The organism is Enterococcus sp. DIV1368f (genome assembly GCF_051712245.1).
GTDB classification, from domain to species: Bacteria; Bacillota; Bacilli; order Lactobacillales; family Enterococcaceae; genus Enterococcus; species Enterococcus faecalis.
Genome location: NZ_JBIOON010000001.1, coordinates 1,074,229 through 1,098,623 on the forward strand (window position 1 = coordinate 1,074,229; position 24,395 = coordinate 1,098,623).

25 protein-coding genes are annotated in these 24,395 nt (G+C 36.5%); 21 read left to right on the forward strand and 4 right to left on the reverse strand.

Annotation, left to right across the window (positions count from 1 at the left end; all coding sequences use genetic code 11):
* Positions 1 to 59: 59 nt before the first annotated feature.
* The 14 genes from IGL07_RS05535 (at position 60) to IGL07_RS05600 (ending at position 13,639) form a co-directional block, all read left to right on the forward strand.
* Complete coding sequence (locus IGL07_RS05535) at positions 60 to 1,442, forward strand: bifunctional metallophosphatase/5'-nucleotidase (protein WP_002357955.1); 1,383 nt, start codon at positions 60 to 62, stop codon at positions 1,440 to 1,442.
* A 34-nt stretch (positions 1,443 to 1,476) separates the two neighbouring features.
* The gene (locus tag IGL07_RS05540; protein WP_002357954.1) at positions 1,477 to 2,106 is read left to right on the forward strand and encodes a YutD family protein; all 630 of its coding nucleotides are present in this window, start codon (positions 1,477 to 1,479) and stop codon (positions 2,104 to 2,106) included.
* Between the two features lie 5 nt (positions 2,107 to 2,111).
* On the forward strand, positions 2,112 to 2,882 hold the full coding sequence (locus IGL07_RS05545; RefSeq protein ID WP_010817192.1) for a TIGR01457 family HAD-type hydrolase: 771 nt from the start codon (positions 2,112 to 2,114) through the stop codon (positions 2,880 to 2,882).
* Positions 2,870 to 3,523 carry a TIGR01906 family membrane protein gene (locus IGL07_RS05550; protein WP_002382167.1) on the forward strand — a complete coding sequence of 218 codons (654 nt, stop codon included), beginning with the start codon at positions 2,870 to 2,872 and terminating at the stop codon, positions 3,521 to 3,523. Before IGL07_RS05545 ends, IGL07_RS05550 begins: the two co-directional genes overlap by 13 nt.
* A 126-nt stretch (positions 3,524 to 3,649) precedes the next feature.
* Positions 3,650 to 4,219, forward strand: a complete 570-nt coding sequence (locus IGL07_RS05555; RefSeq protein ID WP_002357951.1) for a DUF1836 domain-containing protein — start codon at positions 3,650 to 3,652, stop codon at positions 4,217 to 4,219.
* Entirely contained in the window at positions 4,212 to 5,072 is an 861-nt protein-coding gene (locus IGL07_RS05560; protein ID WP_002357950.1) for a DegV family protein, read from the forward strand. Before IGL07_RS05555 ends, IGL07_RS05560 begins: the two co-directional genes overlap by 8 nt.
* 117 nt (positions 5,073 to 5,189) lie before the next feature.
* Positions 5,190 to 5,891, forward strand: coding sequence for an MIP/aquaporin family protein (locus IGL07_RS05565; RefSeq protein ID WP_029659057.1), 702 nt, complete (start codon positions 5,190 to 5,192; stop codon positions 5,889 to 5,891).
* A 173-nt stretch (positions 5,892 to 6,064) separates the two neighbouring features.
* Positions 6,065 to 6,769, forward strand: a complete 705-nt coding sequence (gene yycF / locus IGL07_RS05570) for a response regulator YycF (protein WP_002357947.1) — start codon at positions 6,065 to 6,067, stop codon at positions 6,767 to 6,769.
* 6 nt (positions 6,770 to 6,775) lie between these two features.
* Positions 6,776 to 8,605, forward strand: a complete 1,830-nt coding sequence (gene walK / locus IGL07_RS05575; protein ID WP_002357946.1) for a cell wall metabolism sensor histidine kinase WalK — start codon at positions 6,776 to 6,778, stop codon at positions 8,603 to 8,605.
* Entirely contained in the window at positions 8,602 to 9,912 is a 1,311-nt protein-coding gene (locus tag IGL07_RS05580; protein ID WP_104879671.1) for a YycH family regulatory protein, read from the forward strand. Before walK ends, IGL07_RS05580 begins: the two co-directional genes overlap by 4 nt.
* The gene (locus IGL07_RS05585) at positions 9,912 to 10,766 is read left to right on the forward strand and encodes a two-component system regulatory protein YycI (RefSeq protein ID WP_002365516.1); all 855 of its coding nucleotides are present in this window, start codon (positions 9,912 to 9,914) and stop codon (positions 10,764 to 10,766) included. The genes IGL07_RS05580 and IGL07_RS05585 overlap by 1 nt, the downstream gene beginning before the upstream one ends.
* A gap of 56 nt (positions 10,767 to 10,822) precedes the next feature.
* On the forward strand, positions 10,823 to 11,629 hold the full coding sequence (locus IGL07_RS05590; protein ID WP_002357943.1) for an MBL fold metallo-hydrolase: 807 nt from the start codon (positions 10,823 to 10,825) through the stop codon (positions 11,627 to 11,629).
* A 210-nt stretch (positions 11,630 to 11,839) separates the two neighbouring features.
* Positions 11,840 to 12,754, forward strand: coding sequence for a permease (locus IGL07_RS05595; protein ID WP_002379342.1), 915 nt, complete (start codon positions 11,840 to 11,842; stop codon positions 12,752 to 12,754).
* Positions 12,755 to 12,772: 18 nt separating this feature from the next.
* Complete coding sequence (locus tag IGL07_RS05600) at positions 12,773 to 13,639, forward strand: TIGR03943 family putative permease subunit (RefSeq protein WP_002357940.1); 867 nt, start codon at positions 12,773 to 12,775, stop codon at positions 13,637 to 13,639.
* 51 nt (positions 13,640 to 13,690) lie between these two features.
* On the opposite strand, the gene IGL07_RS05605 is transcribed toward IGL07_RS05600, so the two are convergent.
* On the reverse strand, positions 13,691 to 14,191 hold the full coding sequence (locus IGL07_RS05605) for a threonine/serine exporter family protein (RefSeq protein WP_029659058.1): 501 nt from the start codon (positions 14,189 to 14,191) through the stop codon (positions 13,691 to 13,693).
* A gap of 5 nt (positions 14,192 to 14,196) precedes the next feature.
* A complete protein-coding gene (locus tag IGL07_RS05610) occupies positions 14,197 to 14,949 on the reverse strand; it encodes a threonine/serine exporter family protein (protein ID WP_002357938.1) in 753 nt (250 codons plus the stop codon).
* A 435-nt stretch (positions 14,950 to 15,384) separates the two neighbouring features.
* Here IGL07_RS05610 and ireB point away from each other — a divergent pair, with 435 nt between their 5' ends.
* The 4 genes from ireB (at position 15,385) to IGL07_RS05630 (ending at position 17,765) form a co-directional block, all read left to right on the forward strand.
* Positions 15,385 to 15,654: a regulatory phosphoprotein IreB gene (ireB, locus tag IGL07_RS05615; protein ID WP_002357937.1), complete on the forward strand. Its 270-nt coding sequence runs from the start codon at positions 15,385 to 15,387 to the stop codon at positions 15,652 to 15,654.
* The gene (gene ruvX, locus IGL07_RS05620; RefSeq protein WP_002357936.1) at positions 15,651 to 16,073 is read left to right on the forward strand and encodes a Holliday junction resolvase RuvX; all 423 of its coding nucleotides are present in this window, start codon (positions 15,651 to 15,653) and stop codon (positions 16,071 to 16,073) included. The genes ireB and ruvX overlap by 4 nt, the downstream gene beginning before the upstream one ends.
* Before the next feature lie 37 nt (positions 16,074 to 16,110).
* Positions 16,111 to 16,416, forward strand: coding sequence for a DUF1292 domain-containing protein (locus IGL07_RS05625; protein ID WP_002357933.1), 306 nt, complete (start codon positions 16,111 to 16,113; stop codon positions 16,414 to 16,416).
* A gap of 500 nt (positions 16,417 to 16,916) precedes the next feature.
* A complete protein-coding gene (locus tag IGL07_RS05630; RefSeq protein WP_002382173.1) occupies positions 16,917 to 17,765 on the forward strand; it encodes a helix-turn-helix domain-containing protein in 849 nt (282 codons plus the stop codon).
* A gap of 74 nt (positions 17,766 to 17,839) precedes the next feature.
* Here the strand turns inward: IGL07_RS05630 and IGL07_RS05635 are convergent, their stop codons facing one another.
* A complete protein-coding gene (locus IGL07_RS05635; protein WP_010817194.1) occupies positions 17,840 to 19,009 on the reverse strand; it encodes an NAD(P)-dependent malic enzyme in 1,170 nt (389 codons plus the stop codon).
* Between the two features lie 31 nt (positions 19,010 to 19,040).
* Entirely contained in the window at positions 19,041 to 20,366 is a 1,326-nt protein-coding gene (locus IGL07_RS05640; RefSeq protein WP_010712318.1) for a 2-hydroxycarboxylate transporter family protein, read from the reverse strand.
* 147 nt (positions 20,367 to 20,513) lie between these two features.
* On the opposite strand from IGL07_RS05640, the gene IGL07_RS05645 reads away from it, so the two are divergent.
* The 3 genes from IGL07_RS05645 to IGL07_RS05655 all read left to right on the forward strand — a co-directional run bounded on the left by IGL07_RS05645 (position 20,514) and on the right by IGL07_RS05655 (position 24,265).
* Complete coding sequence (locus tag IGL07_RS05645; protein ID WP_010817195.1) at positions 20,514 to 22,064, forward strand: Spo0B domain-containing protein; 1,551 nt, start codon at positions 20,514 to 20,516, stop codon at positions 22,062 to 22,064.
* Positions 22,045 to 22,737: a response regulator gene (locus tag IGL07_RS05650; RefSeq protein ID WP_010817196.1), complete on the forward strand. Its 693-nt coding sequence runs from the start codon at positions 22,045 to 22,047 to the stop codon at positions 22,735 to 22,737. The genes IGL07_RS05645 and IGL07_RS05650 overlap by 20 nt, the downstream gene beginning before the upstream one ends.
* Positions 22,738 to 22,921: 184 nt before the next feature.
* Positions 22,922 to 24,265 (forward strand): NADH peroxidase, encoded by a 1,344-nt coding sequence (locus tag IGL07_RS05655; RefSeq protein ID WP_002357926.1) that lies wholly within the window; start codon positions 22,922 to 22,924, stop codon positions 24,263 to 24,265.
* Positions 24,266 to 24,395 lie beyond the last annotated feature (130 nt).

Sequence of the window (24,395 nt, forward strand, 5' to 3'; positions counted from 1 at the left end):
ACTTTCTTCTATAAATATGGTACTATTAATCAGAGCGCTGAATAAAGGAGGCGATTTTAGTGGAAGAGATTGTGTTGTTCCATACCAATGATCTTCATTCTCACTTTGAAAATTGGCCCAAAATACGGCGTCTGGTTAAAGCCAAACGTTCGCTGTACCAAAAAGAGGGCAAAACAGTCGTAACCATTGATTTAGGTGACTTTTCAGATCGGTGTCATCCTTTGACCGAAGCAACAGATGGTCGAGCAAATGTAGCTATAATGAATACATTAGCGTATGATCTGGTTACAATTGGAAATAATGAAGGAATCGGCAATTCAAAGAAACAATTAGAGCATTTATATGATCAGGCAACATTTGAAGTGGTCTTAGCTAATTTAGAAGATCCAAAAACCCAAACGTTACCAGATTTTTGTCAAGCATATAAAATTATGACAACTAAAGAAGGCACAAAGTTAGGGTTTATTGGCTTAACCGCACCATTTCCTTTAACGTATAATCCCAATGGCTGGACAATCAAACAAGTGGAAGCAGTCCTTCCTCAACTGATTACAGAAGTTGCGCCTCAATGTGATGTTCTCATTTTGCTTAGTCACTTGGGGATAGATACTGATTTTATGATTGCGGCGAATTATCCTGAAATTCAAGTGATTTTAGGTTCCCATACACATCATTTATTTAAAGATGGTGAAAAAATTAATCATGTGCAACTAGCAGCTGCTGGCAAATATGGACAGTATATTGGTGAAGTGCATCTGTTTGTGGATGCCGACACGAAGCAAGTCACAAGTTATGCAAAAACGATTGAAACAGCAAGTTTAGAAGAGCAAGCAACTGATGCCAAGGAAATTGCGGGTTACTTAACGGAAGGTCATCGACTATTGCAAGCGCAGCAAATTGCACAAATCCCTGAAACCTTGTCAACGGACTTACGGCAACCGCATGCCTTTATAACTGTTGCCTTGAAGGCGTTAAAAGAAGCGGGGCAGACCGAAGCGGCTGTGTTAAACAACGGGTTATTTTTAGCAGATTTACCAGAAGGAATAATCAATGCAGACCAATTACATGAGGCTTTGCCTCATCCAATGCATTTAATCAAGGTTACCTTGAAAGGGTCAGACATGAGCCGTTTGATTCGTGAAATGGAAAAAAGTCGTCAATTTCTGCGGAAATTTCCGATTCGCGGGATGGGCTTCCGCGGGAAAATTTTTGGCGAATTATGTTATGATGGGATTCGTTTTGAGCGAAATAGCCAGACCGTTTTTTGGCAAGGGAAACCTATTCAGCCAGAGCAGAAGTATACGCTGACAACAGTGGATCACTTTCAATTTGTTCCGTTTTTCCCAACGATTGAGTTAGTTGGAGAAGTCGAATTTTTATTTCCAGACGTTTTAAGAACTGTCGTGGCGAACTATCTGCATGCCCACTATCCAATCAAATAAAAACAAGGTATAATAAAAACTAGGTGGTGAAAAAATGACAGACAAAAAGACAACCGAAAAAAAAGAAACAGAAACTGCTGCAACCTTTACAGAAGAACTAACAGCAGTTCTTGAAGAAATAAAAGAAGAACCTGTAAAAGAAAAGAAAAAAGGGGAAATTGTCACCATTGTGAATGAAACAGATATTCAAATTGGTGAAAGAGAGTACCGAATTGTTAAAAATCATCGTGATGCCTTTGATCCTGAACGCTTAGGTGAACGGTTTAGTGAAGTATTAGCGCGTTATGATTATATTGTAGGAGACTGGGGCTATGAACAGTTACGCTTGCGTGGCTTTTTTGATACTTCTAATCGTCGGGCAGCGCCGGATCAACGCATTGATACACTAGAAGACTATTTGTATGAATATTGTAATTTTGGCTGTGCCTATTTTGTAATTGAACGAACAGGGGAACGTAAAGAAAAAACAACGCATCGTCGTCGTCGCCATAAAAAAAATAATCGTTCTAACGCGTTTGTCGAGGAAAAGAGTGCGCCCGCTAATAAAAATAGCAAGCCAGTGATTCGTACGCGAAAAGAAGAAAATAAAAAAACGACTACACCCAAACAGCCTAGTCCCAAAAAATCTGGCAAAGGCTTTACGATTCGTCAACGTGAGGAGTAAACAGAGTGAAAAAAGACTATCAAGGATATTTAATTGATTTAGATGGAACGATTTATTTAGGAAAAGAACCAATTCCAGCCGGAAAACGTTTTGTCGAGCAGTTACAGAAAAAAGATTTGCCTTTTTTATTTGTAACGAATAATACCACTAAATCTCCTGAAACAGTGGCACAACGTTTAGCAAATGAATTTGATATTCATGTCCCAGCATCCCTTGTTTATACAGCGACTTTAGCGACGATTGATTACATGAAAGAAGCCAATCGGGGCAAGAAAGTCTTTGTCATCGGCGAGGCTGGTTTAATTGACTTAATTTTAGAAGCAGGTTTTGAATGGGATGAAACAAACCCTGATTATGTTGTCGTGGGACTTGATACAGAATTATCTTACGAAAAAGTGGTTTTAGCTACCTTAGCCATTCAAAAAGGGGCGTTGTTTATTGGGACCAATCCAGATAAGAACATTCCGACAGAAAGAGGCTTATTACCTGGTGCAGGTTCAGTTGTGACGTTTGTGGAGACAGCTACTCAAACAAAACCAGTTTATATTGGCAAACCAAAAGCGATTATCATGGAACGAGCGATTGCGCATTTAGGCGTGGAAAAAGAGCAAGTGATTATGGTTGGAGATAATTATGAAACCGATATTCAATCAGGGATTCAAAATGGTATTGATAGCTTGTTAGTTACATCAGGTTTTACCCCTAAGTCAGCTGTTCCAACTTTACCAACGCCACCAACCTATGTTGTTGATTCCTTAGATGAATGGACTTTTTGAGTATGATGAGGTCGAAATTGCGTTTAAGGGAAACACTTGGACTCATTTGTTTGTTTTTAACGATTGTGGCTTTAAGTATCACGATCACGATTAATTTTCGTCCATTGTATCTTTTTGATATCCAACACTTAAATATTTTAAAAGACGTAGAGGTTGATCGTGTGACCTTGATTAAAAATTACGATCATTTAATGATGTACTTAAACAATCCTTTTGAAAAAACATTAGTATTTCCTGATTTCCCAATGTCTGATAGCGCGGCTTTTCATTTTTATGAAGTGAAAAAATTGTTTTTATTGTGCTACGGCGTATTACTAGTTACGTTGTTGCCTAGTGTCCTTTATTTAAAATATTTGGTAAAAAATCAGCGTTTATGGACATTGATACGGCCATTTCAGTGGGGAATGTTTTTGCCTGTGCTTTTTGGCTTTTTCATGCTGATTGGCTTTGATCAATTTTTTATTGCGTTTCATGGATTATTTTTTAACAACGATGCTTGGTTATTTAATCCGCTGACTGATCCGATTATCAATGCCTTACCTGAAGCCTACTTTATGCATTGTTTTATCTTGTTTTTTGTTTTATTAGAAGGCCTGTTTTTGATAGGTATTTTAATCGGAAAACGTTCTTTAAAAAAATAAAAAGAGAAAAGTGAACAATTCCAAAATTGCTCGCTTTTCTTTTTTATTCAATCTAGTTTTAAAAACTAGATTGAATAATTGTCAAAAGTATGATATTCTTTTTTAGAAATGGTTAGGAGGGTTTTTATGGACGAGATAGAAAAATCACTACAAAATTGGGGCCAACAATTGGAAAACGTTCATTTGCCAAGATGGCATGAGTTACCAGACATTGAATTATATATGGATCAAGTGATTACTCTGATAGAAAAATACTTATCCCCATTGATTACACTGGAAAAACATACTTTGTTAACGTCCTCAATGGTTAATAATTATGTCAAACACGGGTTAATCCCGGCCCCAGTGAAAAAGCGCTACAATCAAAAGCATTTAGCGTTTTTAATTGCGATTACGTTGTTGAAACAAGTGTTAACATTGCCAGAAATTAAGCAAGGCATTTTATTCCAAGGAGCCACGGTTGGTATTCGTGAAGCGTACAATTTATTTTGTCAAGAACAGGAACGAGCGATTTATGTGATTGCTGCTCAAGCGCAAGAAAAAGAAGTTCAGGCCAAATCACAAGAACCTATGGGGATTGAATATTTGGCTGTAAAAGCAGCGACAATGTCTTTTGCTACTAAAATGTTTAGTGAAAAAGTGATTGAATTGGAACAAGAATACTTAAAAGAAATGGATGAGATGACACATGAATAAAGAAAAGATCGCACTACTGGTTGATTCTGGGACAGATGTTCCAGAAGCATTAGTCAAACAATACGGCATGTATGTCTTGCCTTTACAGATTATTTATCCTGAAAAAACCTATACAGATAAGGTAGATATTACACCAGAAGAAGTGTATCAACGTTTAGAGAAAGAAATCCCTAGTACTTCATTACCAGATGGTGCGACAATCCAAGCTATTTTTGACAAAATTAAAGAAGCGGGTTACGAAAAAGTCTTAGCGGTGACCATTTCTAGTGGTTTAAGTGGAACCTATAATGTGGTTCGCTTGCTTGGAGAACAAACCGAAGGACTAGATGTATTTGTTTTAGATACAAAGAACATTGGTATCGGGGCTGGCATTCAGGCGATACGAGCAGCAGAATTAATTGAAACAGGATTAGGATGGCAAGAATTACAACAAAAATTAACAGAAGAAGTAGCCAACGCAAAAGTATTTTTTAATGTAGCCACTTTAGAATATCTACAAAAAGGTGGACGGATTGGTTTAGTTACTTCTATTTTAGGCAATGCGCTAAAATTAAACCCTATTATTTCTTGTAATGAAGAAGGCATTTATTATACGGTGGCTAAGTCTCGCGGCCGTAAAAAAAGTCTTGATAAAACGTTTGAGTTGGTGACGAACTTTATAGGTGAAGCGCCCCGTTTTCGTTTGGCAGTTGCTCACGGTGCGGCAGAGGAAGAAGCAAAAGCAATGATGGAACGCTTGAAAGCGGCTTTTCCACAAGCAGAAGAAATTTACTTTGGAACGATTAGTCCGGCATTAGTTGTTCATACAGGGCCAGGACTTTTAGGTGTTGGCATACAGTTATTAAATGATTAATTAAATGAAAAATCCCCTCAAATTTTTTTGAGGGGATTTTTCATTTAAGATTTCTCTTTTTCATAGAAATATCATTTTACTGAAAAAACAACGAAAATTATATTGAAAATTTCACGAATGTGTTACAATTTGTCTACAAAGGGGGAATTTTTTGTGAAAAAAGCAATAGCAGAATGTTTAGGAACATTTATTCTTGTCTTTTTTGGGACAGGAACAGCCGTTCTAGGAAATGGTATGGAAGGGATTGGAACAACGGGGATTGCCTTAGCATTTGGGTTAACAATCGTTGCTGCTGCCTATAGTATTGGCACAATTTCAGGTGCACATCTAAATCCAGCTGTTTCTCTAGGAATGTGGCTTAATAAACGAATGACAACAATGGAATTAATCTACTATGTAGTGGGACAAATTGTTGGTGGCTTGATTGCCTCATTTGCATTATTAAGCATTCTAAAAGGTGCTGGTAAAAGTATTGAGAACTTAGGTCAAAATGGCGTAGGGGAATTAAGTGTTGCTGGTGCATTGACAGTCGAAATTATTTTAACATTTATTTTTGTTTTAGTTGTCATGACAGTTACAAGTGCTAAGAAAGGCAATGCTTCATTAGCAGGAATCGTAATTGGGTTAACACTAACAATGATTCACTTAGTCGGTATTCCTTTGACAGGAACTTCTGTCAACCCAGCTCGTAGCATCGCGCCAGCCGTTTTTGCGGGTGGTTCAGCGTTATCTGAGTTGTGGATTTTTATCGTTGCGCCATTAGTTGGTGGATTATTAGCCGCTCTTGTAGCAAAATTCGTCTTAGATACGGAAGAATAGATTAGCGAAAGAAGAATCTTTGATAACAAGCGTCAATTGTTGTCAGAGATTCTTTTTTTGTTATACTAGGAGAACCTAAAGGCGCATTTTTAACCAAAGATGAAAACATCATCAAAATAAGGTATAATAGGAAAGTATCAAATAAGATTAGAAGGAAAAAGAGGTGTCTCTTTGTGAAGAAAATTTTAGTAGTTGATGACGAGAAGCCAATTTCAGAGATCGTTAAATATAATTTGGTTAAAGAAGGATATGAAGTATTTACTGCTTACGATGGAGAAGAAGCACTTGAAAAAGTGGAAGAAGTGGAACCAGACTTAATTATTTTAGACTTAATGCTCCCTAAAATGGATGGCTTAGAAGTCGCGCGAGAAGTGCGCAAAACACATGATATGCCAATCATTATGGTGACTGCCAAAGATTCTGAAATCGATAAGGTTTTAGGATTAGAATTAGGAGCCGATGACTATGTGACGAAACCATTTTCAAATCGTGAATTAGTTGCTCGTGTAAAAGCCAATTTACGGCGAGGTGCAACCAATGCGAAAGAAGCCGAGGTGACAACGCAATCTGAATTAACGATTGGTGATTTAACCATTCATCCTGATGCATACATGGTCTCAAAACGGGGTGAAAAAATTGAATTAACCCACCGTGAATTTGAGTTACTTTATTACTTAGCAAAACATATCGGACAAGTCATGACTCGTGAACATTTATTACAAACCGTTTGGGGTTATGATTATTTTGGTGATGTGCGGACAGTGGACGTAACCGTACGTCGTTTAAGAGAAAAAATTGAAGATAGTCCAAGTCATCCAACATATTTAGTTACTCGTCGTGGGGTTGGTTATTATCTAAGAAATCCTGAACAGGAGTAATCAGGTATGAAGAAAAAAGTTCACTTTTTTCAATCTGTTAATTTTAAGATTGCTTTATCATTTATTCTGCTGTTACTGATTGCGATTCAAATCATTGGTGGCTATTTCATTCGTGAATTGGAAGCCACTACAATTTCCGATTTTAAGAAAAATATGGATTCTCAGGTTGTCCAATTGTCAAATACGTTAAGTACGCAGATGAGCAACAAAGATCTCGAACGTAGTGACGTTGATGCAAATTTAAAAAAAGCGTTATCTGATTTTTCAAATGCAGACATTTCTGAAGCGAGAATTGTCGATGATAAAGGGATTATTCGGGCAACCAATGATTTAAATCAACAAAACATTATTGGGAAAAAGAATGATTATCGTGATTTAAATGACTTTACGAGTAAAAAATATCAAGCTTTAGATAATGATAAACGCGTGTATGTGAATGTCCAGCCGATTCAATCGCCTACTGGAGAAACAGTGATTGGTGTCCTTTATGTGAAAAGTAATTTAGAAAATAAATACCAAGAAATTACCAACACAGCAAGTATCTTTTTCACTGCTTCTATTATTGCCGCAGCAATCTCGATTATTGTGACCTTACTGATTGCACGATCAATCACGAAGCCGATTGGGGAAATGCGCGAGCAAGCCATTCGAATCGCTCGTGGTGATTACGCTGGAAAAGTAGAAGTCCATGGAAAAGATGAATTAGGCCAATTAGCAGAAACATTTAATCAATTATCAGAACGGATTGAAGAAGCACAAGAAACAATGGAAGCAGAAAGAAATCGTTTAGATAGTGTCTTAACGCATATGACAGATGGTGTCATTGCGACGGATCGCCGCGGAAAGGTAATTACGATTAATGAAATGGCCCTTTCATTATTAAATGTAAAAAATGAAAATGTGATTGGGACCTCGTTATTAGAGTTGTTAGATATTGAAGAAGATTACACATTGCGGAAGCTGTTAGAAGAGCCAGATGAACTGCTGATTGATCGCTCAACGTCTGATCGTGAAGAAGACCAAATGATTATCCGGGTAGACTTTACGATGATTCGTCGGGAATCAGGATTTATTACTGGCTTAGTTTGCGTACTTCATGACGTTACAGAACAGGAAAAAAACGAACGGGAAAGACGGGAATTTGTTTCCAATGTTTCTCATGAGTTGCGAACGCCTTTGACAAGTATGCGTAGTTATATAGAGGCTTTGAGTGAAGGAGCTTGGGAAAACCCTGAGATTGCGCCGAATTTCTTAAAAGTTACGTTAGAAGAAACCGACCGGATGATTCGTATGATTAATGATTTGTTGAATTTATCTCGGATGGACTCTGGGAATACACATCTTCAATTAGAGTATGTGAATTTTAACGAATTGATTAATTTTGTCTTGGATCGCTTTGATATGATGATTGAAAATGAGCAAAAAAATTACAAAATTCGCCGTGAATTTACTAAACGCGATTTATGGGTAGAGTTAGATACAGACAAAGTAATTCAGGTTTTAGACAACATTTTGAACAATGCGATTAAGTATTCGCCAGATGGCGGCGTCATTACCTGCCGACTAGTTGAAACACATAATAATGTCGTCTTTAGTATCTCGGACCAAGGTTTGGGCATCCCTAAAAAAGATCTCGGGAAAGTCTTCGAGCGTTTTTATCGTGTGGATAAAGCACGTGCGCGAGCACAAGGTGGGACTGGTTTAGGTTTAGCAATTTCTAAAGAAGTAATTCGGGCCCATAACGGGAGTATTTGGGTGGAAAGTACAGAAGGTGAAGGATCGACTTTCTATATTTCACTACCATATGAACCTTATGAAGAGGATTGGTGGGAATGATGAAATTATCAGAATGGATTACAAGAATTGGCTTGATTTTAATGGTCATTTTAAGTATATATTTTTCAGTCAATATCTGGCTGAATTCTGCCAAAAAAATACCAGAAATGAAGTCGGGAAGCCAAGTCACAACAGCTGTCAATGAAAAAGCCATTGGCGATGTCTATTTACCTTTGCAATTGATTCGAATAACTGATGGAAAAGCGATGCAAAGTAATCGTGAAACATTAATTAGTAATGTTCAAAATGATATTAAAATGGCTACTTTTGGTAAATTGACACAAGTTGTGACAAAAAATGCAGAGCAACTTAAGCGCTACAACCAAATGGAACAAGGCATTGAACTTCTTTATCAAGGTCCCTTTTTAATCTCGGACTATGCTTCGATTTATAATCTATCCATTAATTTTACTAACTTTAATGAGTTGACGGACCAGTATTTTACGAAAATTCAATTGGATTTTAACGAAAATAAGATACGTTTTTTAGATTATGACCAAGCCAACGTCTATGAAGCGCCCATGACTGTCAATAAGGCGCGCTTAATGGGAATTATCGATAAAGAGGGATTGCAATATCAAGATGTTTCCGAAAATACGCTAACCAAACAAGGGCAATGTTATTTAACCAATGATATGAAGTTGAAAAAGTACAGTTATATCTTAGCTTCGCAACCAGTTACTCGTTTTAGGAATGCTTTTTTCAATGAAACGGAAGATATCCAAACCAATGAAGACAGTCAAGACTTAACCTACACGAGTAAAGAGGAACGATTGTTTGCAGAAGAAAAACTGGGAAAAATCGATTTTAAAGGGACCTTGCCAGAAGAGAATAAACGGGATTCAATCTATAATCAAAGCTTTTCTTATGTAAAACGTTTAGGAACCAATATGGGGAATTTACGTTACTTTGATCGAACGAAAGATAGTGTCAATTATCGGACTTTTGTGGAAGGCTTCCCAGTGTTTAGTAATGATTTAAAAGGCCAAGTGGATATTCGCATCACGAACAACGATAGTGCTGCGCCAAGCGTAACCATTAACACAAGTGTGAATACGATCCAAGTGCCGATTCCTTCAGAAGAAGAAGTGACGCTGGAAAGCACGGAAAAATTGATTAAGCGTTTAGAAACGGCTGGTGCTAAAAAGGAAAAAATCCAATCGGCTGTTATTGGTTATACGTGGCAGACAATTGAAGAAGTCAAACAAGTCGTTGATTTAAGTCCGGAATGGTATGTCCTTTATAACAACAATTGGTACACTGCAACGGACTTGGTAAAACAATTACCAAGCTTGGAGGTGGGCTAATGGATTTTAAACGAATTGAGTGGATTTTCTTCTTAGCGTTTTTAGGATTAAATATCTTTTTATTTGGAATTTATCGGGAAGGTCAACAAGAAGAGAGCAACGTCTCTTCTTCCAGCCAAACAGAATCGATTGAAAGTCGGTTGGAAAAAGATAACATCTCGTATAAAGGGACACTTTCTTCAGAACGATTGGAAGGCTATTATTTAAGTGGCGAACAAACCAATTTTTCTGCTGCTTTAAAAATCCAACGTGAAAAGAATAAAAACTTTTTGAGAAATGGGCTGCAAATTGCGGATAATACTTTAACGAGTGTGCCTAGTAAAAACTATTTTATTGATCCTAAGAAAATTGATAAAGATTTAAGTACTTTTTTAAATGAAAAAAATGCTTTATTATTCGGAGACGAATATCAATACTTACCAGAATTTTCTCATTTAAAAGAGCCGACGGCAGAAATTGTGGCTGCACAATCGTATAAAGGAATTCCCTTTAGAGATGACACGGCAAAATTAAGTATTTTAGCAGATACGTCAGGTGAATTATGGAAAATTAGTAAATATTCGCAAACGCACATTGAAAATATTGAAGAATTACGAGACAAAACGGATTTATATTCCAATCGTGATGCGATAGACACGCTCTATATGAATAACCGCATTCCTAGTAATTCCAAAATAACATTCATTAAATTGGCCTATTCAAGAATTTATAAAATTCGTGAGAAAAATGTATACGTTCCAGTCTGGTTTGTAGGAATTTCTACTGGTGAAGATTCAGTTGAAATTGAACAGGTGAATGCCGTAAGTAATACCATCATCACAAATAATACTGTGCCAAAGGTGGAAAAACATTAAGGTCCGTTGTATAATGAAACACGTTAATGTTGTAATGTAGAAGGGAAGAGTTTTAAATGGATTCAGAGTTTGCTTTTAATATCAGTGTTCTTGCCAGTGGCAGTACAGGCAATTCCCTTTTTATTGAAACCAACCAAAAGAAAGTATTAGTAGATGCGGGTTTAAGTGGCAAAAAGATCACTTCACTGTTAGCAGAAGTCAATCGCAAACCAGAGGATTTAGATGCGATTTTAGTTACACATGAACATCGGGATCACATTCATGGCGTTGGCGTGTTAGCGCGAAAATATAAGTTAGATGTCTATGCCAATGAAAAAACGTGGCAAGCGATGGATCCCATGATTGGCAAAGTCGATGTCGCTCAAAAACATATTTTTGAAATGGGCAAAGTTTTGACCTTGGGAGATATGGACATTGAAAGTTTTGGTGTCTCACATGATGCGATTGCGCCTCAATTTTATCGTTTTCATCGCAATAATCGTTCCTTTGTTGTTCTAACGGATACAGGTTATTGTAGCGATCATATTCGTGGTACGATTGAAAATGCAGATGCTTATTTAGTCGAAAGCAATCATGAAATTGAAATTTTGCGAGCAGGACCTTATCCATGGAGTCTTAAACAACGGATTTTAGGAGATAAAGGCCATTTATCCAATGATGATGGTGCTCTTGTGATGGCGGATGTGTTAGGTGATAAAACAAAACGCATTTATTTAGGTCATCTTAGCAAAGAAAATAATACGAAACTTCATGCGCGAATGGCAATGGAGTCTACTTTGAAGCAAAAGGATTTAGGCGTCGGTGAAGCATTTAAGGTATATGATACAGACCCCGATTCAGCCTCAGAGTTATTTCAAATTTAGAATAATGGTGGTTTATCAGTTTTTGAGCGTGGAGCAAAAATCCAAAGTGATTTTTGTCCCATGCTCATTTTTTGTTCTTTTATCCAGCTGGTTTGACAGAGACATCGGTGATAATACTTTTAAACTCTTAGTTAATTTTTTGACAAATACTTGTGTTTGTCTGGTGTTAGGAGTATAGTTAACTAGATTTTTACTAGTGGGAGGTCTATAATGTTTCAATTTTTACCAAACTCTGTTTTACAGATGAGCACTATTTTTCTTTCGATTATTATCGAAGCATTGCCTTTTGTCATGTTAGGTTGCTTGATTTCAGGCGCTTTACATGTTTTTTTAACACCAGAACGAGTAAAAAAAGTGTTACCTAAAAATAAATTTTTATCAATTTGTGTAGGGAGTTTCCTAGGGTTTTTCTTCCCTTCTTGTGAATGTGGGATCGTACCCATTGTGCATCAATTTGTTAAAAAAGATGTACCAACACATACCGCTTTTGCTTTTATGTTAACGGCACCAATCATTAATCCAATTGTGCTATTCTCAACATACGTAGCCTTTAGTGGCGCAACAAAATTTGTGATTTGGCGAGTTTTAGGCAGTATGATTGTCGCGTGGGTTATCGGCATTTGGTTAGCTTATTTTCGAAAAGAATCAATTTTAACAGAAAAAGAGTTGGCGCAGATTAAAGAAGAGCAGGTTGCTCATACGCATGAACACGTTGATGAAGTTCGTTCATTTTGGAAAAACGGCTGGTCAGCGTTAACCCATAGTATTGATGAATTTTTTGATACGGGTCGGTATTTAATTTTTGGTTCTTTGTTAGCAGCAATCATGCAAACCTATATTCCAACTGGTGCGCTTATGCAATTGGGCCATTCAAAGATTTTAGCGATTCTAGTCATGCTAGTCATCGCTGCCACTCTATCACTTTGTTCAGAAGCAGATGCATTTATTGGTTCTTCTCTTTTGAGTTTGTTTGGAACAGGACCAATTGTCGCCTTCTTGGTTTTTGGTCCAATGGTAGATATTAAAAATTTATTGATGATGAAACGTTATTTTAAAATGTCATTCATTGTACAATTTGTTTTGATAGTGGCGCTTGTCGTAACTATTTATGCGGCAGTAGTTTAGAAAGGAGGCCTACAATCGATGATACGATTTATTATTTTAATTGGATATATGGGGTTGATGATGTATCTTCAAATTTCAGGTGAACTGAACCAATATATCAATATTCATTATAATTACTTAGCTGTTTTATCAATGGTTTTAGCTTTTATTATGGCGATTGTCCAATTGATTTTGTGGAACCAAGCAGATCCATCAATGCAAAAAAAACATGAAGACATGCACCAACATGGGGGACATGAACATCATGGCCATCAGCATAATTTGGAAAAACCCAGCCAAAGAGGGCTTGCCTATTTACTACTTTCTTTACCGTTGATTGTTGGCTTATTATTTCCGACAGTTAGTTTAGACACAACAATCGTTGAAGCAAAAGGATTTAACTTTCCAGTAAGTAAAGAATCAGTAGGGGATCCTGATATGCAAACGCAATATTTGAAACCTGATACAAGTATGTATTTCAATAAGACGGATTATGACAAACAGATGGCAAAAGCCATGAAACAATATGATGGCCAATCTGTGATTTCAATTACGGATGAAAACTATTTGGAAATTATGGAACTAATCTATAATTATCCAAGTCAGTTTGCAGGAAAAAGGATTTCTTATAAAGGCTTTGTCTATAATTCAAAACGAGAAGAAAGTGTTGACCAGTTTGTCTTCCGTTTTGGGATTATTCATTGTGTTGCTGATTCTGGCGTTTTTGGCTTGTTGGTTCATTTTCCTGAACATACTCAATTTCAAAACAATGATTGGGTAACGATTACCGGAACCGTTGAGTTGTCCTATTATCCACCATTTAAACGACAAATACCAACTGTGCAAGTGGAGAAAGTCAAAGCAGATCAAGCACCAAAAAATCAATATGTCTATCGTTCCTTTTAAAAAAAGTTGGTTGCTTCCTTATCAAATGGAAGCAACCAACTTTTTTGCTATCTATTTTTTTATTTTGTTGCGCTTACGACGAATAAAACCCAAAGATTCTCTTTTTTCTCGAAAGCTGCGGATATTCTGATTGAAAACCTCAGAAGCGACTAAGCCTAACGCAATTGCCCCAGCAATCATTACAGCTTGCACGGTAAAATAGGCACCTTTTTCATAATTGCCAATTACGATATTCCGAACAGCTTGATAAGCTAAGCCACCAGGTACCAATGGAACAATACCAGGAATATTAAAAATCGTGACAGGCATTTTCAATATTTTTGAGAATAGGTAGCTTACTGCCGCAACACCGACAGCACCGATGAGGGAACCTAATGCCGCATTTCCACTAAAAACTTCAACGATTACCCAATAAAGCATCCAGCTTACACTACCAGTGAGACCACAAGCCACCAGTGATCGTCGAGGAACATTAATAATAATCGCAAACGCCGCAGAAGCTAAAAAACTAAAGATAAATTGTACCAAAACGATTCCTAGCAAGTGAGTCACTCCTTTTAATAGAAAAGTTGAAAGACAAAAGCAATGCCAAAACCAATCATTCCTGAAGTCATTAATGCTTCAGTCCCACGAGAAACACCCGATAAGTAGTGTCCAGCTAGCAAATCGCGAAGAGCATTGGTAATTTGCACACCAGGCACTAAAGGCATGACACAACCAATGATGATTAAATCTTGTGATTGTCCGAGTCCCAATTTGACTGAAAGAATAGCGGCTGCACCAATGAACAGCGAAGCTAAAAATTCAGATAAAAATTTAATCTTGAGAAACTTTAAACTAAAATAATAAAGACTATAGCCGCAACCACCAATCAGAAAAGTCAAGAATAAATCGGACCAGACGCCACCAAAAAGAATCATAATCGTAGCGCTGACAACGGCCGCACTAACAATGCGTGCGCTAATTGGAAAATGTCGGTGTTCACTATCAATCACTTTTAGTTTATTCAGTAATTCCTCTAAAGAAAAATCACCAGCCACATAAGCACGAGACAGCTGATTCACACGAGAGATTTTTTCTAAATCAATGCCACGTTTCATTACTTGAACCATACGAATCGTGGAGGTTCCATCTATGCCAACAAATAACCCGGTTTGTGTCACATAGCTAACCATTCGATAGTTGCCAGAAGCAAGCGCAATTCGGCTCATTGTATCTTCAACACGGTACATTTCTGCATCGCTTTCTATCATAATTTTACCAGCTAACAAACAGGTTTCTAAAAGTAAATCCAAATGAGCAGGAGTCATTGAGCAAGCCTCACTTTATGTATTTTCTTCTAGTGTACTACAAACGAACCAAAAAGAGGAAATAAATAACAGCTGCAATCGAAAATTTACATCGTAAACAGATTGTTAGCGAATTGTAACATTAAAAGGCTGATATTATTTAATCATAGATATTTAAAAGTTTTCAAAAGAAAAACGTCGATTTTTTCGCAAAATGAATTGAAGGGAAAGGTGATATTCTGGCGATTTAGCAGAGCTTTATTCTTGTTTTATAAAGTTGTGTATTTGTTTTTATAATTTTAAAATTATCGATGGCTGTCATTTTTTTACGAAGCCTTTATTAATAAAAGACTAAGAAATAACAAAAAAGAGAGAAGGAGAAGAAATTTTGTTTGTAGTTTCGGTTCTTTTCTAGTAAAATGAAATTGTATAAAAGTAGAAGTGAGGTGTAGTAAAATGGGTTTTACAGACGAAACAGTACGCTTTGATTTTGATGATAATCGAAAAAAAGCAATCAGTGAAACGTTAGAAACCGTATATCGGGCATTAGAAGAAAAGGGATACAATCCTATTAACCAAATAGTAGGGTATTTACTTTCTGGGGACCCGGCTTACATTCCTCGTTATCAAGATGCTCGAAACTTAATTCGTCGTCATGAACGTGATGAAATCATGGAAGAATTAACCAAATATTACTTAGCGAACCACGGAATCGATATCAAATGAGGATCATGGGGCTAGATGTAGGTTCACGGACAGTCGGTGTGGCTGTTAGTGATTTATTAGGTTGGACAGCGCAAGGCATCGAAATTATTCGCATCAACGAAGAGGAAGAGAACTTCGGCTTTGAGCGATTAGGTGAATTGGTGAAAGAATACGAAGTCACGAAATTTGTCGTAGGTTTACCGAAAAACATGAATAATTCCATCGGTCCTAGAGCTGAAGCATCTATGGCATATGGTGATAAGATTCAAGAATTATTTCAATTACCTGTTGACTATCAAGATGAACGATTAACAACTGTCCAAGCAGAGCGTTTCTTGGTGGAGCAAGCAGATGCTTCCAGAGCCAAAAGAAAAAAAGTCATTGATAAACTAGCGGCAGTAATGATTCTACAAAATTATTTAGATGCACATAGCCGATAATTATCGAGCTTTGAATACATCAAGGGAGAGAAGAAGAATGACAGAACACAACCACGATCATGATCACGAAGGACATGAACACATTACTTTAGTAGACGAACAAGGAAATGAAACATTATACGAGATCTTACTAACTGTTGACGGTCAAGAAGAATTCGGTAAAAATTATGTTTTATTATATCCAGCAGGAATTCCTGAGGATGAAGATGTTGAATTGCAAGCTTACTCATATGTGGAAAACGCAGAAGGTACAGAAGGCGATTTACAGCAAATCGAAACAGACGCTGAATGGGATATGATTGAAGAAGTTTTCAATACATTCATGGCTGAAGAAGAAGAGTAAAACTGTAACGAGAGAAGCGCTACTTCTCCTATTGAGAAGTAGCTTTCTTAATAATAATTGTTATAATGTACATGTTGTTTCTATCATAAGATACTATCGCTATCATTGAGTGTGGTGGATAAAGAAGGACAGCATTATCTAGTTTTACAAGATGTTGTAAAAACGTAACATCCTTGTAATGACGTTAATTTGGTAACTATCTAGCATAATTTATAATTTGTGTTATACTAAGTGTGAGGTTTTAGAAATACTGTTAATTTTATAATATTAAATAAAAAAATGGCTCCACCTACTGGCATAGGTAGAGCCGTCAGAAATTCAGTTAAACAAACACGTAATTATTGGTGTGGTGCATTGCCACGAACTGAAATTCCAGTTAATAAAGCAAGTAAATCAAACATATATTTCACCTCCTTTATTATGATAGCTTCATTATAACATTATCTGTAAAATGATGGTATGTTTAATACAAAAAAAATAGAAAGATTGGAGTTTTGACTGTGAGAGTAGCGGGAGAAAAAATCAAAACAGCGCGTAAAAAGAAAAAATTATCGCAAGCTGAATTGGCAAAAGGAATTTGTACACAAGCAACAATTAGTAACATTGAAAACAAAAATGTGTGTGACAGTTTAGACATTTTCTCATCTGTATGTCTACGTTTAGACTTACAAGTGGAAGAATGTATCGAAGGTTCTAGTGAGAAAAAACTCGAAAGCTTATTAAATAAAGTAGAAGAATTATGCTTTTACTTTAAGCACGATGAAGCCTATGATTTGTTGAAAGACTATCCAGATGATATCGAAAGTTCAAACAGAATTTTAGAAACAAAATTTTTCTATTATAAAGGAATTACGAGTTTATTAGGTAAGAAAAATAATAGCGAAGCATTGTTCTATTTACATCGTGGTTCTGAAATTAGTCGTGATATTAATATTTATAATATTTTGAGTATGAATGCGATCGGTATTTTATATGAATTAGAAGATGATATTGAAAAAGCAAAAGTTTATTACGATAAATCTTTACAATTGCTAAGCGAATTCAAATTAGATTATCCATTAGAGCAATGCCGTATTTATTATAATACCGCAAAATTCTATTCATTAATTAAAGACTATGCCAAGAGTATTGAATTAAGTGATAAAGGAATCGAAATTAATCGGACACACAGTTCTATTTACTCTTTAGATTGCTTATTATACGAAAAAGCGTTTAATAAACAAATGCTAGGACTAGATGCTGTTGAAGATTATCGTATTGCGTACTACTTTACACGTTTCTTTGAAAATAAAAAATTACTTGCTTATATTGAAAAAGATATGCAAGAGTTTAATATCAGTTTTAAATAATAGATTATCGTTTCAAATTTAAAAAAAGGAACAACTTAACTCAAGAGGAGTTAAGTTGTTCCTTTTTTCTCTTTTTAATTTGTTTCTTTGACAGCGTTACGGACGCTTTCGGCGACGACTTTTGCGACTCCTTCTTGGAATGGATCGGGAATAATATTGGTCGGCGTGAGTTCATTATCGGGAATCAATTTTGCAATCCCTTTGGCAGCGGCAATTTGCATTTCAATCGTAATCTTTTTCGCACGAGCATCTAAGGCACCGCGGAAGATACCAGGGAAGGCCAACACATTATTAATTTGATTCGGAAAGTCACTACGACCAGTTCCGACAATATAAGCGCCTGCCGCTAAAGCTTCATCAGGAAAAATTTCAGGAACTGGGTTAGCCATTGCAAAAATAACTGGCTGCTCATTCATCTGTTGAATCCACTCGGGTTTTAAAACACCTGGTGCCGAAACACCAACAAAGACATCAGCGCCTTCAAGAGCAGTAGCTAAATCACCGGTACGATGTTCCCGATTGGTTAGCTTCGCAATTTCTGCGTGGTGTGGTGGCAGAGCTGTATCTGTTTCGTTCAGAATCCCTGTACGGTCAACAATGATAATATGTTTTACGCCAGCAGCTAAAAATTTTCTTGTGATTGAAAGACCAGCGGAGCCACCGCCGTTGATTACCACATGAATGTCCTCTATTTTCTTGTTGATTAATTTTAAGCTGTTGTACAAAGCCGCTAGAACAACAATCGCTGTCCCGTGTTGATCATCATGGAAAACGGGAATATCTAGTTCATCGATTAAACGCTGTTCAATTTCAAAACAACGAGGAGCGCTGATATCTTCCAAGTTAATCCCCCCAAAGGTTGGAGCCAAAAATTTCACCGTTTGAATAATTTCTTCGGTATCTTGTGTATCTAAAACAAGGGGAATCGAATCCACACCAGCAAAGCGTTTAAACAATGCAGCTTTTCCTTCCATGACAGGCATCGCTGCTTCAGGACCAATGTTACCTAAACCTAAAACTGCTGAACCATCACTGATAACGGCGACGGTGTTTTTCTTTGTTGTTAATTCGTAGGCGCGTTCTTTTTTTTCATGTATGGCAGAAGAAACAGCCGCAACACCTGGTGTGTAGGCAATTCCTAAGTCTGCTTTTGTTTCAATCGGAACTTTAGGACAGACTTCTAATTTTCCCCCAAATTTTTTTGCTTGCTCAATCGCTAATTCTTTTACATCTTTTGTTGACATATCATTTTCCTCCTAAATAATTCACTTATAGTTAAAAAAGCATTCTAAAAATAGCAGTCATTGTTATTACTGTAATGGCACCGCCTAAACGTGTCGCAACTTGTGCAAACGGCATTAAGTTCATTCGATTGGCTGTACTTAAAATAGCCACATCGCCAGTCCCACCCATACCACTCTGGCAAGCGGAGACAATGGCAGCCTCAACGGGATTCATATTCATGAAGCGTGAAACGAAAAATCCTGTAGCAATAACAGTGAAAACGACACTAATTACCACAACAAAATATTGCCAGCTAAGCATTCCTACGACATCTTTTAAAGGAATATATAACATACCTAAGCCGACCATTAACGGGAACGTAAAATTGCCAGAGATAAATTTATAAAGCTGTTTTGATCCGCGTTGGGTTTCTTTCGGTACTACGTTTAAGTATTTTAAAAAGGCTGCGACAACAATCATCAAAACAGGACCAGGAAAGCCTGTTAAGTGTTGCAATAAACCGCCTGTAATAAATAAGGTACACGCAATTAAAACACCAGCGCCCATTAATTTTACATCAATTGGTGCTTTGTCTTCTTCTAAAGCATCACTTAAATCATCTGAATTGGTAATTTTAATCAACTGACCTTGTCCAGAAAGTTCAGGGCGTTTTTCTCCTAAACGACTAAGTAAACCTGAACACATAATAGCAAAAAAATTACCAATAATGGTTGCGGGAATTAATTGCCCCACTAATTGTTCACTTGGCAATCCAGTAATGGCACCATAACCAAGGGATAAAGGAAGAATGCCTTCACCAATTCCACCAGCTAAAACAGGGGTGACAATATAGAAAAGGCTATGTTTCCAACCGAGACCTAACAGCGTTCCAACAAGGGTTCCAACGCCCATTGCTAAAATCATTCCTAATGCCATCGGGACAATCATGCGCATTAAACCTTGGACTAAAATTTTGCGGTTCATTCCAAGGATACTTCCACAAACTAAACAAGCAATATAGAAATAGAGAAAGTTTGCTTGTTTCATTAAAATATCTGTTGAGTCTAAGACATTTTGGTTGAGTAAATTGAAAAAGACCATAATTGATGGTACTAATAAAGATAAAATTGCAGGACCGCCAAAATGTTTCAAAATAGGAATATTTCCACCAATTGTTCCAAGTAACCAACCCATTGTTAAAATTACGGCAAAACCACCTAACATATTGACTGGTAGTTGTTCTAATAGAGCCGTAACAAGAATAATGCTAGCTGTTACAAGATAAACAGGTAACGTAACCGAACCAATCCTCGTTTTGGTTAATTTGTTGCGCCAATCTGTTTCGTTAGCAGCTGTTGCGTGCAATTTCTTTTCCATGCTATTTCCTCCTATAACTTTAATCTATATTCATCATAATGTAAACGTTTTCTGTAGAGTAGATTATTTAATTAATTTAACTAAAGAAAAGTTTTTTAACCAAATCTTCCTATGCTATACTTTATTTGAAGAGAAAAGAGGGATGGAATGAAGCGTGGCGGGAAATTATGGTGCTTCTTATCAGTGATTTTTATTGCAACATTAATTATTATGATTACTTTCTTTTACGGAGTAACGACGGTCCAAACAATTAAAGAAGTTCGTAAAAACCAAGAGCAAGCACTTTTAGCCGTCGGGGAACAGTTGGCTATTGAACCGAATGTTATTGAAGCCTTAAAGAATGATCACTATTCAGATGAATTGGAAGCGTATACGGTTCGTTTAGGTGAAATCCATCAGTTGGATTTTATCGTGATTATGAATATGCAGGGGATTCGTTTAACACATCCTGATCGCCAAAAAATAGGTAAGCATTTTGAAGGTGGCGATGAAGTGCGAGCATTAAAAGGGGAGGAACATTTATCTGTTAGTCAAGGGAGTTTAGGAGAATCATTACGAGGTTTTGTCCCAGTCTATGATCAAGGAAAACAAATTGGGGTTGTGGCAATGGGCATTAAAATGACCTCGCTTTCACAATTGATTGAACGAACAAAAAATGATTACACAGTGAGTGTCCTTTTAAGTGTTGGTTTTGGCTTTATATTAGCCATCGTGGTTTCTTATTATTTAAAAAAACAACTTCACGATTTAGAGCCAAGAGAAATTGCTCGTCTATTAGAAGAGCGAAACGCCATGCTTGAGGAAACGAAAGACGCAATCCTTGTGATTGATACCGATCAAAATATTTTATTAGCAAATATTGAAGCAACTAAAATGTATCATAATATAACAAATAGTGAAGAAAATTTACTAGGAAAGAAACTTTCAGCATTGGTTTTATCTCCTGAAAAATTAGTCGTACATTCAAAAACAGAGCAATTCTATCGTCAAAATGGCCAGGATTATTTCGTCTCAATCGCCCCGATTAATGTCCGTAAAAAAACAATTGGGCATGTTATCTTTCTGAAAAATGCGACGGAAACGTTTATTGTCGCAGAACAGCTTGTCAGCACAACGACATATGCTTCGGCATTACAAAGTCAATCACACGAATTTATGAATAAGATGCATGTTATTTATGGCTTAGTCGATTTAGAAGATTATGAGGCGCTAAAACATTATCTAGCCGATTTATTGAAACCAGAAAAGGAATTTGCACAGCGCTTAGCTATTTTGGTCAGAAATCCTATTCTAGCAGGTTTTTTAAGTGGGGAAAGAATCAAGTTTGCAGAAATTAAAACACAATTAGCTATTGAAATTTATCCAGAAATTCCACCAAATAAACGAGATGAAGATACACAAAATTTGATTGCTATCTACCGTTATATTCATCGTTTCCTGATGGAACAACCGTTACCAGAAGAGATCATTGAAACCATTGATTATCAGCCAGGAAGTTTGACGACGACTTATTCGTTTGCTTATCCAAAAGAACAACTGGAACGCTTTGAGCAAGAGTTTTTCACTTCTTATTTGGCAAGATTATTAGAGAATGCGCAAGCGACATTGACTTGGGAAAACCAACAAAACAATTGGCTTGTCATTCGCATAAATGTTCATTACGAAGGAGCAGAGGAAAATGAACCTATTGATTATTGAAGACGATCCTATGGTTGCATATATACATCAAAAATATCTTGAAAAATTAATTCACCAACCGACTATTTTTACGGCGGCAACAATTGCTGAAGGTCTACAACTAACGGAAGAAAAACAACCAGCACTTGTTTTATTAGACGTTCATTTGAAAGATGGCAACGGCTTGACCTATCTGGCAACAATTAGAGATGAAAAAATTGACACAGAAGTCATCCTGATTACGGCTGCCAACGAGTTGGAAAACGTTAAACGAAGCTTACATTTAGGCGTTTTAGACTATTTAGTTAAACCCTTCTCTTTTGAACGATTTCAACAAAGTATCGAAAACTATCAGAAAAAAACTGCTCAATTCACGCTGGAAACGAAGGAGCTTTCGCAAACAAAAGTGGACCAATTGTTTCATTCTTCACAGACAAACGCACGTAAAAATGAACAAGCTCTTCAAAACATGTCCTTAGAAAAAGGACTAACACAAGCAACATTACAATTATTGTTAAAAAAAATAGACGAATTTACTGACTATTTTACGATTCAAGAATTATCAGAAGCGAGTCAGCTTTCACATGTTTCTGTTCGCAAATATGTGTTGTTTCTAGAAAAAAATAACCTTTTAGAAAGTAAAAATAGCTATTTAAAAGTGGGGCGTCCCTATCAATCGTATCGGAGAATTTAGTATTTTTTATTTTTTAGTAAATAAAAAAGTAATTGAAAAGTGGCGAAATACAGAGGATACTCCTTTTTATTCTCATTTAAAGAACTTAATTGAGAATGGAAAAGAGGATATTATTTGTTATTTTTTGAGAATATATGATATTCTTTATTATGTAAGAAATAATATTATATGGGAGGAACGAGCGATGAAAGTTATTGTTTTAGGATCATCACATGGAGGTTATGAAGCGGTAGAAGAATTACTAAATCTTCATCCTGATGCAGAAATTCAATGGTATGAGAAAGGTGATTTTATCTCATTCTTGTCTTGTGGCATGCAGTTGTACCTAGAAGGAAAAGTGAAAGATGTTAATTCTGTTCGCTATATGACTGGCGAAAAAATGGAGAGCCGTGGTGTAAATGTCTTTTCTAATACTGAAATTACAGCGATTCAACCAAAAGAACATCAAGTGACAGTGAAAGATTTAGTGTCAGGTGAAGAACGTGTTGAAAATTATGATAAATTAATCATCAGTCCCGGAGCTGTCCCATTTGAATTAGATATTCCAGGTAAAGATTTGGATAATATTTACTTGATGCGTGGTCGTCAATGGGCCATTAAATTAAAACAAAAAACAGTAGATCCAGAAGTCAATAATGTGGTTGTGATTGGTAGTGGTTATATTGGGATTGAAGCTGCCGAAGCATTTGCAAAAGCCGGCAAAAAGGTTACTGTTATTGACATTTTAGATCGTCCATTAGGGGTATATCTAGATAAAGAATTTACAGATGTTTTAACAGAAGAGATGGAAGCTAATAATATTACAATTGCAACTGGTGAAACAGTTGAACGTTACGAAGGCGACGGTCGTGTGCAAAAAGTCGTTACAGATAAAAATGCGTACGATGCTGATTTGGTCGTTGTAGCGGTTGGCGTCCGTCCAAACACTGCTTGGTTAAAAGGTACCTTGGAATTACATCCGAATGGCCTAATCAAGACGGATGAATACATGCGGACAAGTGAGCCTGATGTATTTGCAGTAGGGGATGCTACGTTAATTAAATACAATCCTGCAGACACAGAAGTAAATATTGCCTTAGCAACGAATGCTCGTAAACAAGGTCGCTTTGCTGTGAAAAACCTAGAAGAACCAGTTAAACCTTTCCCTGGTGTTCAAGGATCTTCTGGCTTGGCTGTCTTTGATTATAAATTTGCTTCAACAGGGATTAATGAAGTCATGGCTCAAAAATTAGGAAAAGAAACAAAAGCGGTGACAGTAGTAGAAGACTACTTGATGGACTTCAATCCAGACAAACAAAAAGCTTGGTTTAAATTAGTGTATGATCCTGAAACAACACAAATTTTAGGCGCTCAATTAATGTCGAAAGCAGATTTAACTGCAAACATTAATGCTATTTCATTAGCGATTCAAGCCAAAATGACGATTGAAGACTTAGCCTATGCGGACTTCTTCTTCCAACCAGCGTTTGACAAACCTTGGAACATTATTAATACAGCGGCTTTAGAAGCGGTGAAACAAGAACGTTAATAAAACAAGACAAGAACGATGCTGAAAAATAGTATCGTTCTTTTTGTATATTTTCAAAAAAATAACAACGCACTTTTACTTTTTTTCTAAAACAAAGAATTTTTTTACTCTTACTAAAATTTCAAAATGA

Coding starts and splice junctions, on each gene's coding strand:
- IGL07_RS05640 (WP_010712318.1), bottom strand. CDS start 20,366: ATGGAAAAGAAATTGCACGCAACAGCTGCTAACGAAACAGATTGGCGC.
- IGL07_RS05540 (WP_002357954.1), top strand. CDS start 1,477: ATGACAGACAAAAAGACAACCGAAAAAAAAGAAACAGAAACTGCTGCA.
- IGL07_RS05595 (WP_002379342.1), top strand. CDS start 11,840: ATGTTTCAATTTTTACCAAACTCTGTTTTACAGATGAGCACTATTTTT.
- IGL07_RS05635 (WP_010817194.1), bottom strand. CDS start 19,009: ATGTCAACAAAAGATGTAAAAGAATTAGCGATTGAGCAAGCAAAAAAA.
- IGL07_RS05560 (WP_002357950.1), top strand. CDS start 4,212: ATGAATAAAGAAAAGATCGCACTACTGGTTGATTCTGGGACAGATGTT.
- IGL07_RS05555 (WP_002357951.1), top strand. CDS start 3,650: ATGGACGAGATAGAAAAATCACTACAAAATTGGGGCCAACAATTGGAA.
- IGL07_RS05600 (WP_002357940.1), top strand. CDS start 12,773: ATGATACGATTTATTATTTTAATTGGATATATGGGGTTGATGATGTAT.
- IGL07_RS05590 (WP_002357943.1), top strand. CDS start 10,823: ATGGATTCAGAGTTTGCTTTTAATATCAGTGTTCTTGCCAGTGGCAGT.
- ruvX (WP_002357936.1), top strand. CDS start 15,651: ATGAGGATCATGGGGCTAGATGTAGGTTCACGGACAGTCGGTGTGGCT.
- walK (WP_002357946.1), top strand. CDS start 6,776: ATGAAGAAAAAAGTTCACTTTTTTCAATCTGTTAATTTTAAGATTGCT.
- IGL07_RS05650 (WP_010817196.1), top strand. CDS start 22,045: ATGAACCTATTGATTATTGAAGACGATCCTATGGTTGCATATATACAT.
- ireB (WP_002357937.1), top strand. CDS start 15,385: ATGGGTTTTACAGACGAAACAGTACGCTTTGATTTTGATGATAATCGA.
- IGL07_RS05565 (WP_029659057.1), top strand. CDS start 5,190: ATGTGTTACAATTTGTCTACAAAGGGGGAATTTTTTGTGAAAAAAGCA.
- IGL07_RS05645 (WP_010817195.1), top strand. CDS start 20,514: ATGAAGCGTGGCGGGAAATTATGGTGCTTCTTATCAGTGATTTTTATT.
- IGL07_RS05580 (WP_104879671.1), top strand. CDS start 8,602: ATGATGAAATTATCAGAATGGATTACAAGAATTGGCTTGATTTTAATG.
- IGL07_RS05585 (WP_002365516.1), top strand. CDS start 9,912: ATGGATTTTAAACGAATTGAGTGGATTTTCTTCTTAGCGTTTTTAGGA.
- IGL07_RS05610 (WP_002357938.1), bottom strand. CDS start 14,949: ATGACTCCTGCTCATTTGGATTTACTTTTAGAAACCTGTTTGTTAGCT.
- IGL07_RS05625 (WP_002357933.1), top strand. CDS start 16,111: ATGACAGAACACAACCACGATCATGATCACGAAGGACATGAACACATT.
- IGL07_RS05550 (WP_002382167.1), top strand. CDS start 2,870: ATGGACTTTTTGAGTATGATGAGGTCGAAATTGCGTTTAAGGGAAACA.
- IGL07_RS05655 (WP_002357926.1), top strand. CDS start 22,922: ATGAAAGTTATTGTTTTAGGATCATCACATGGAGGTTATGAAGCGGTA.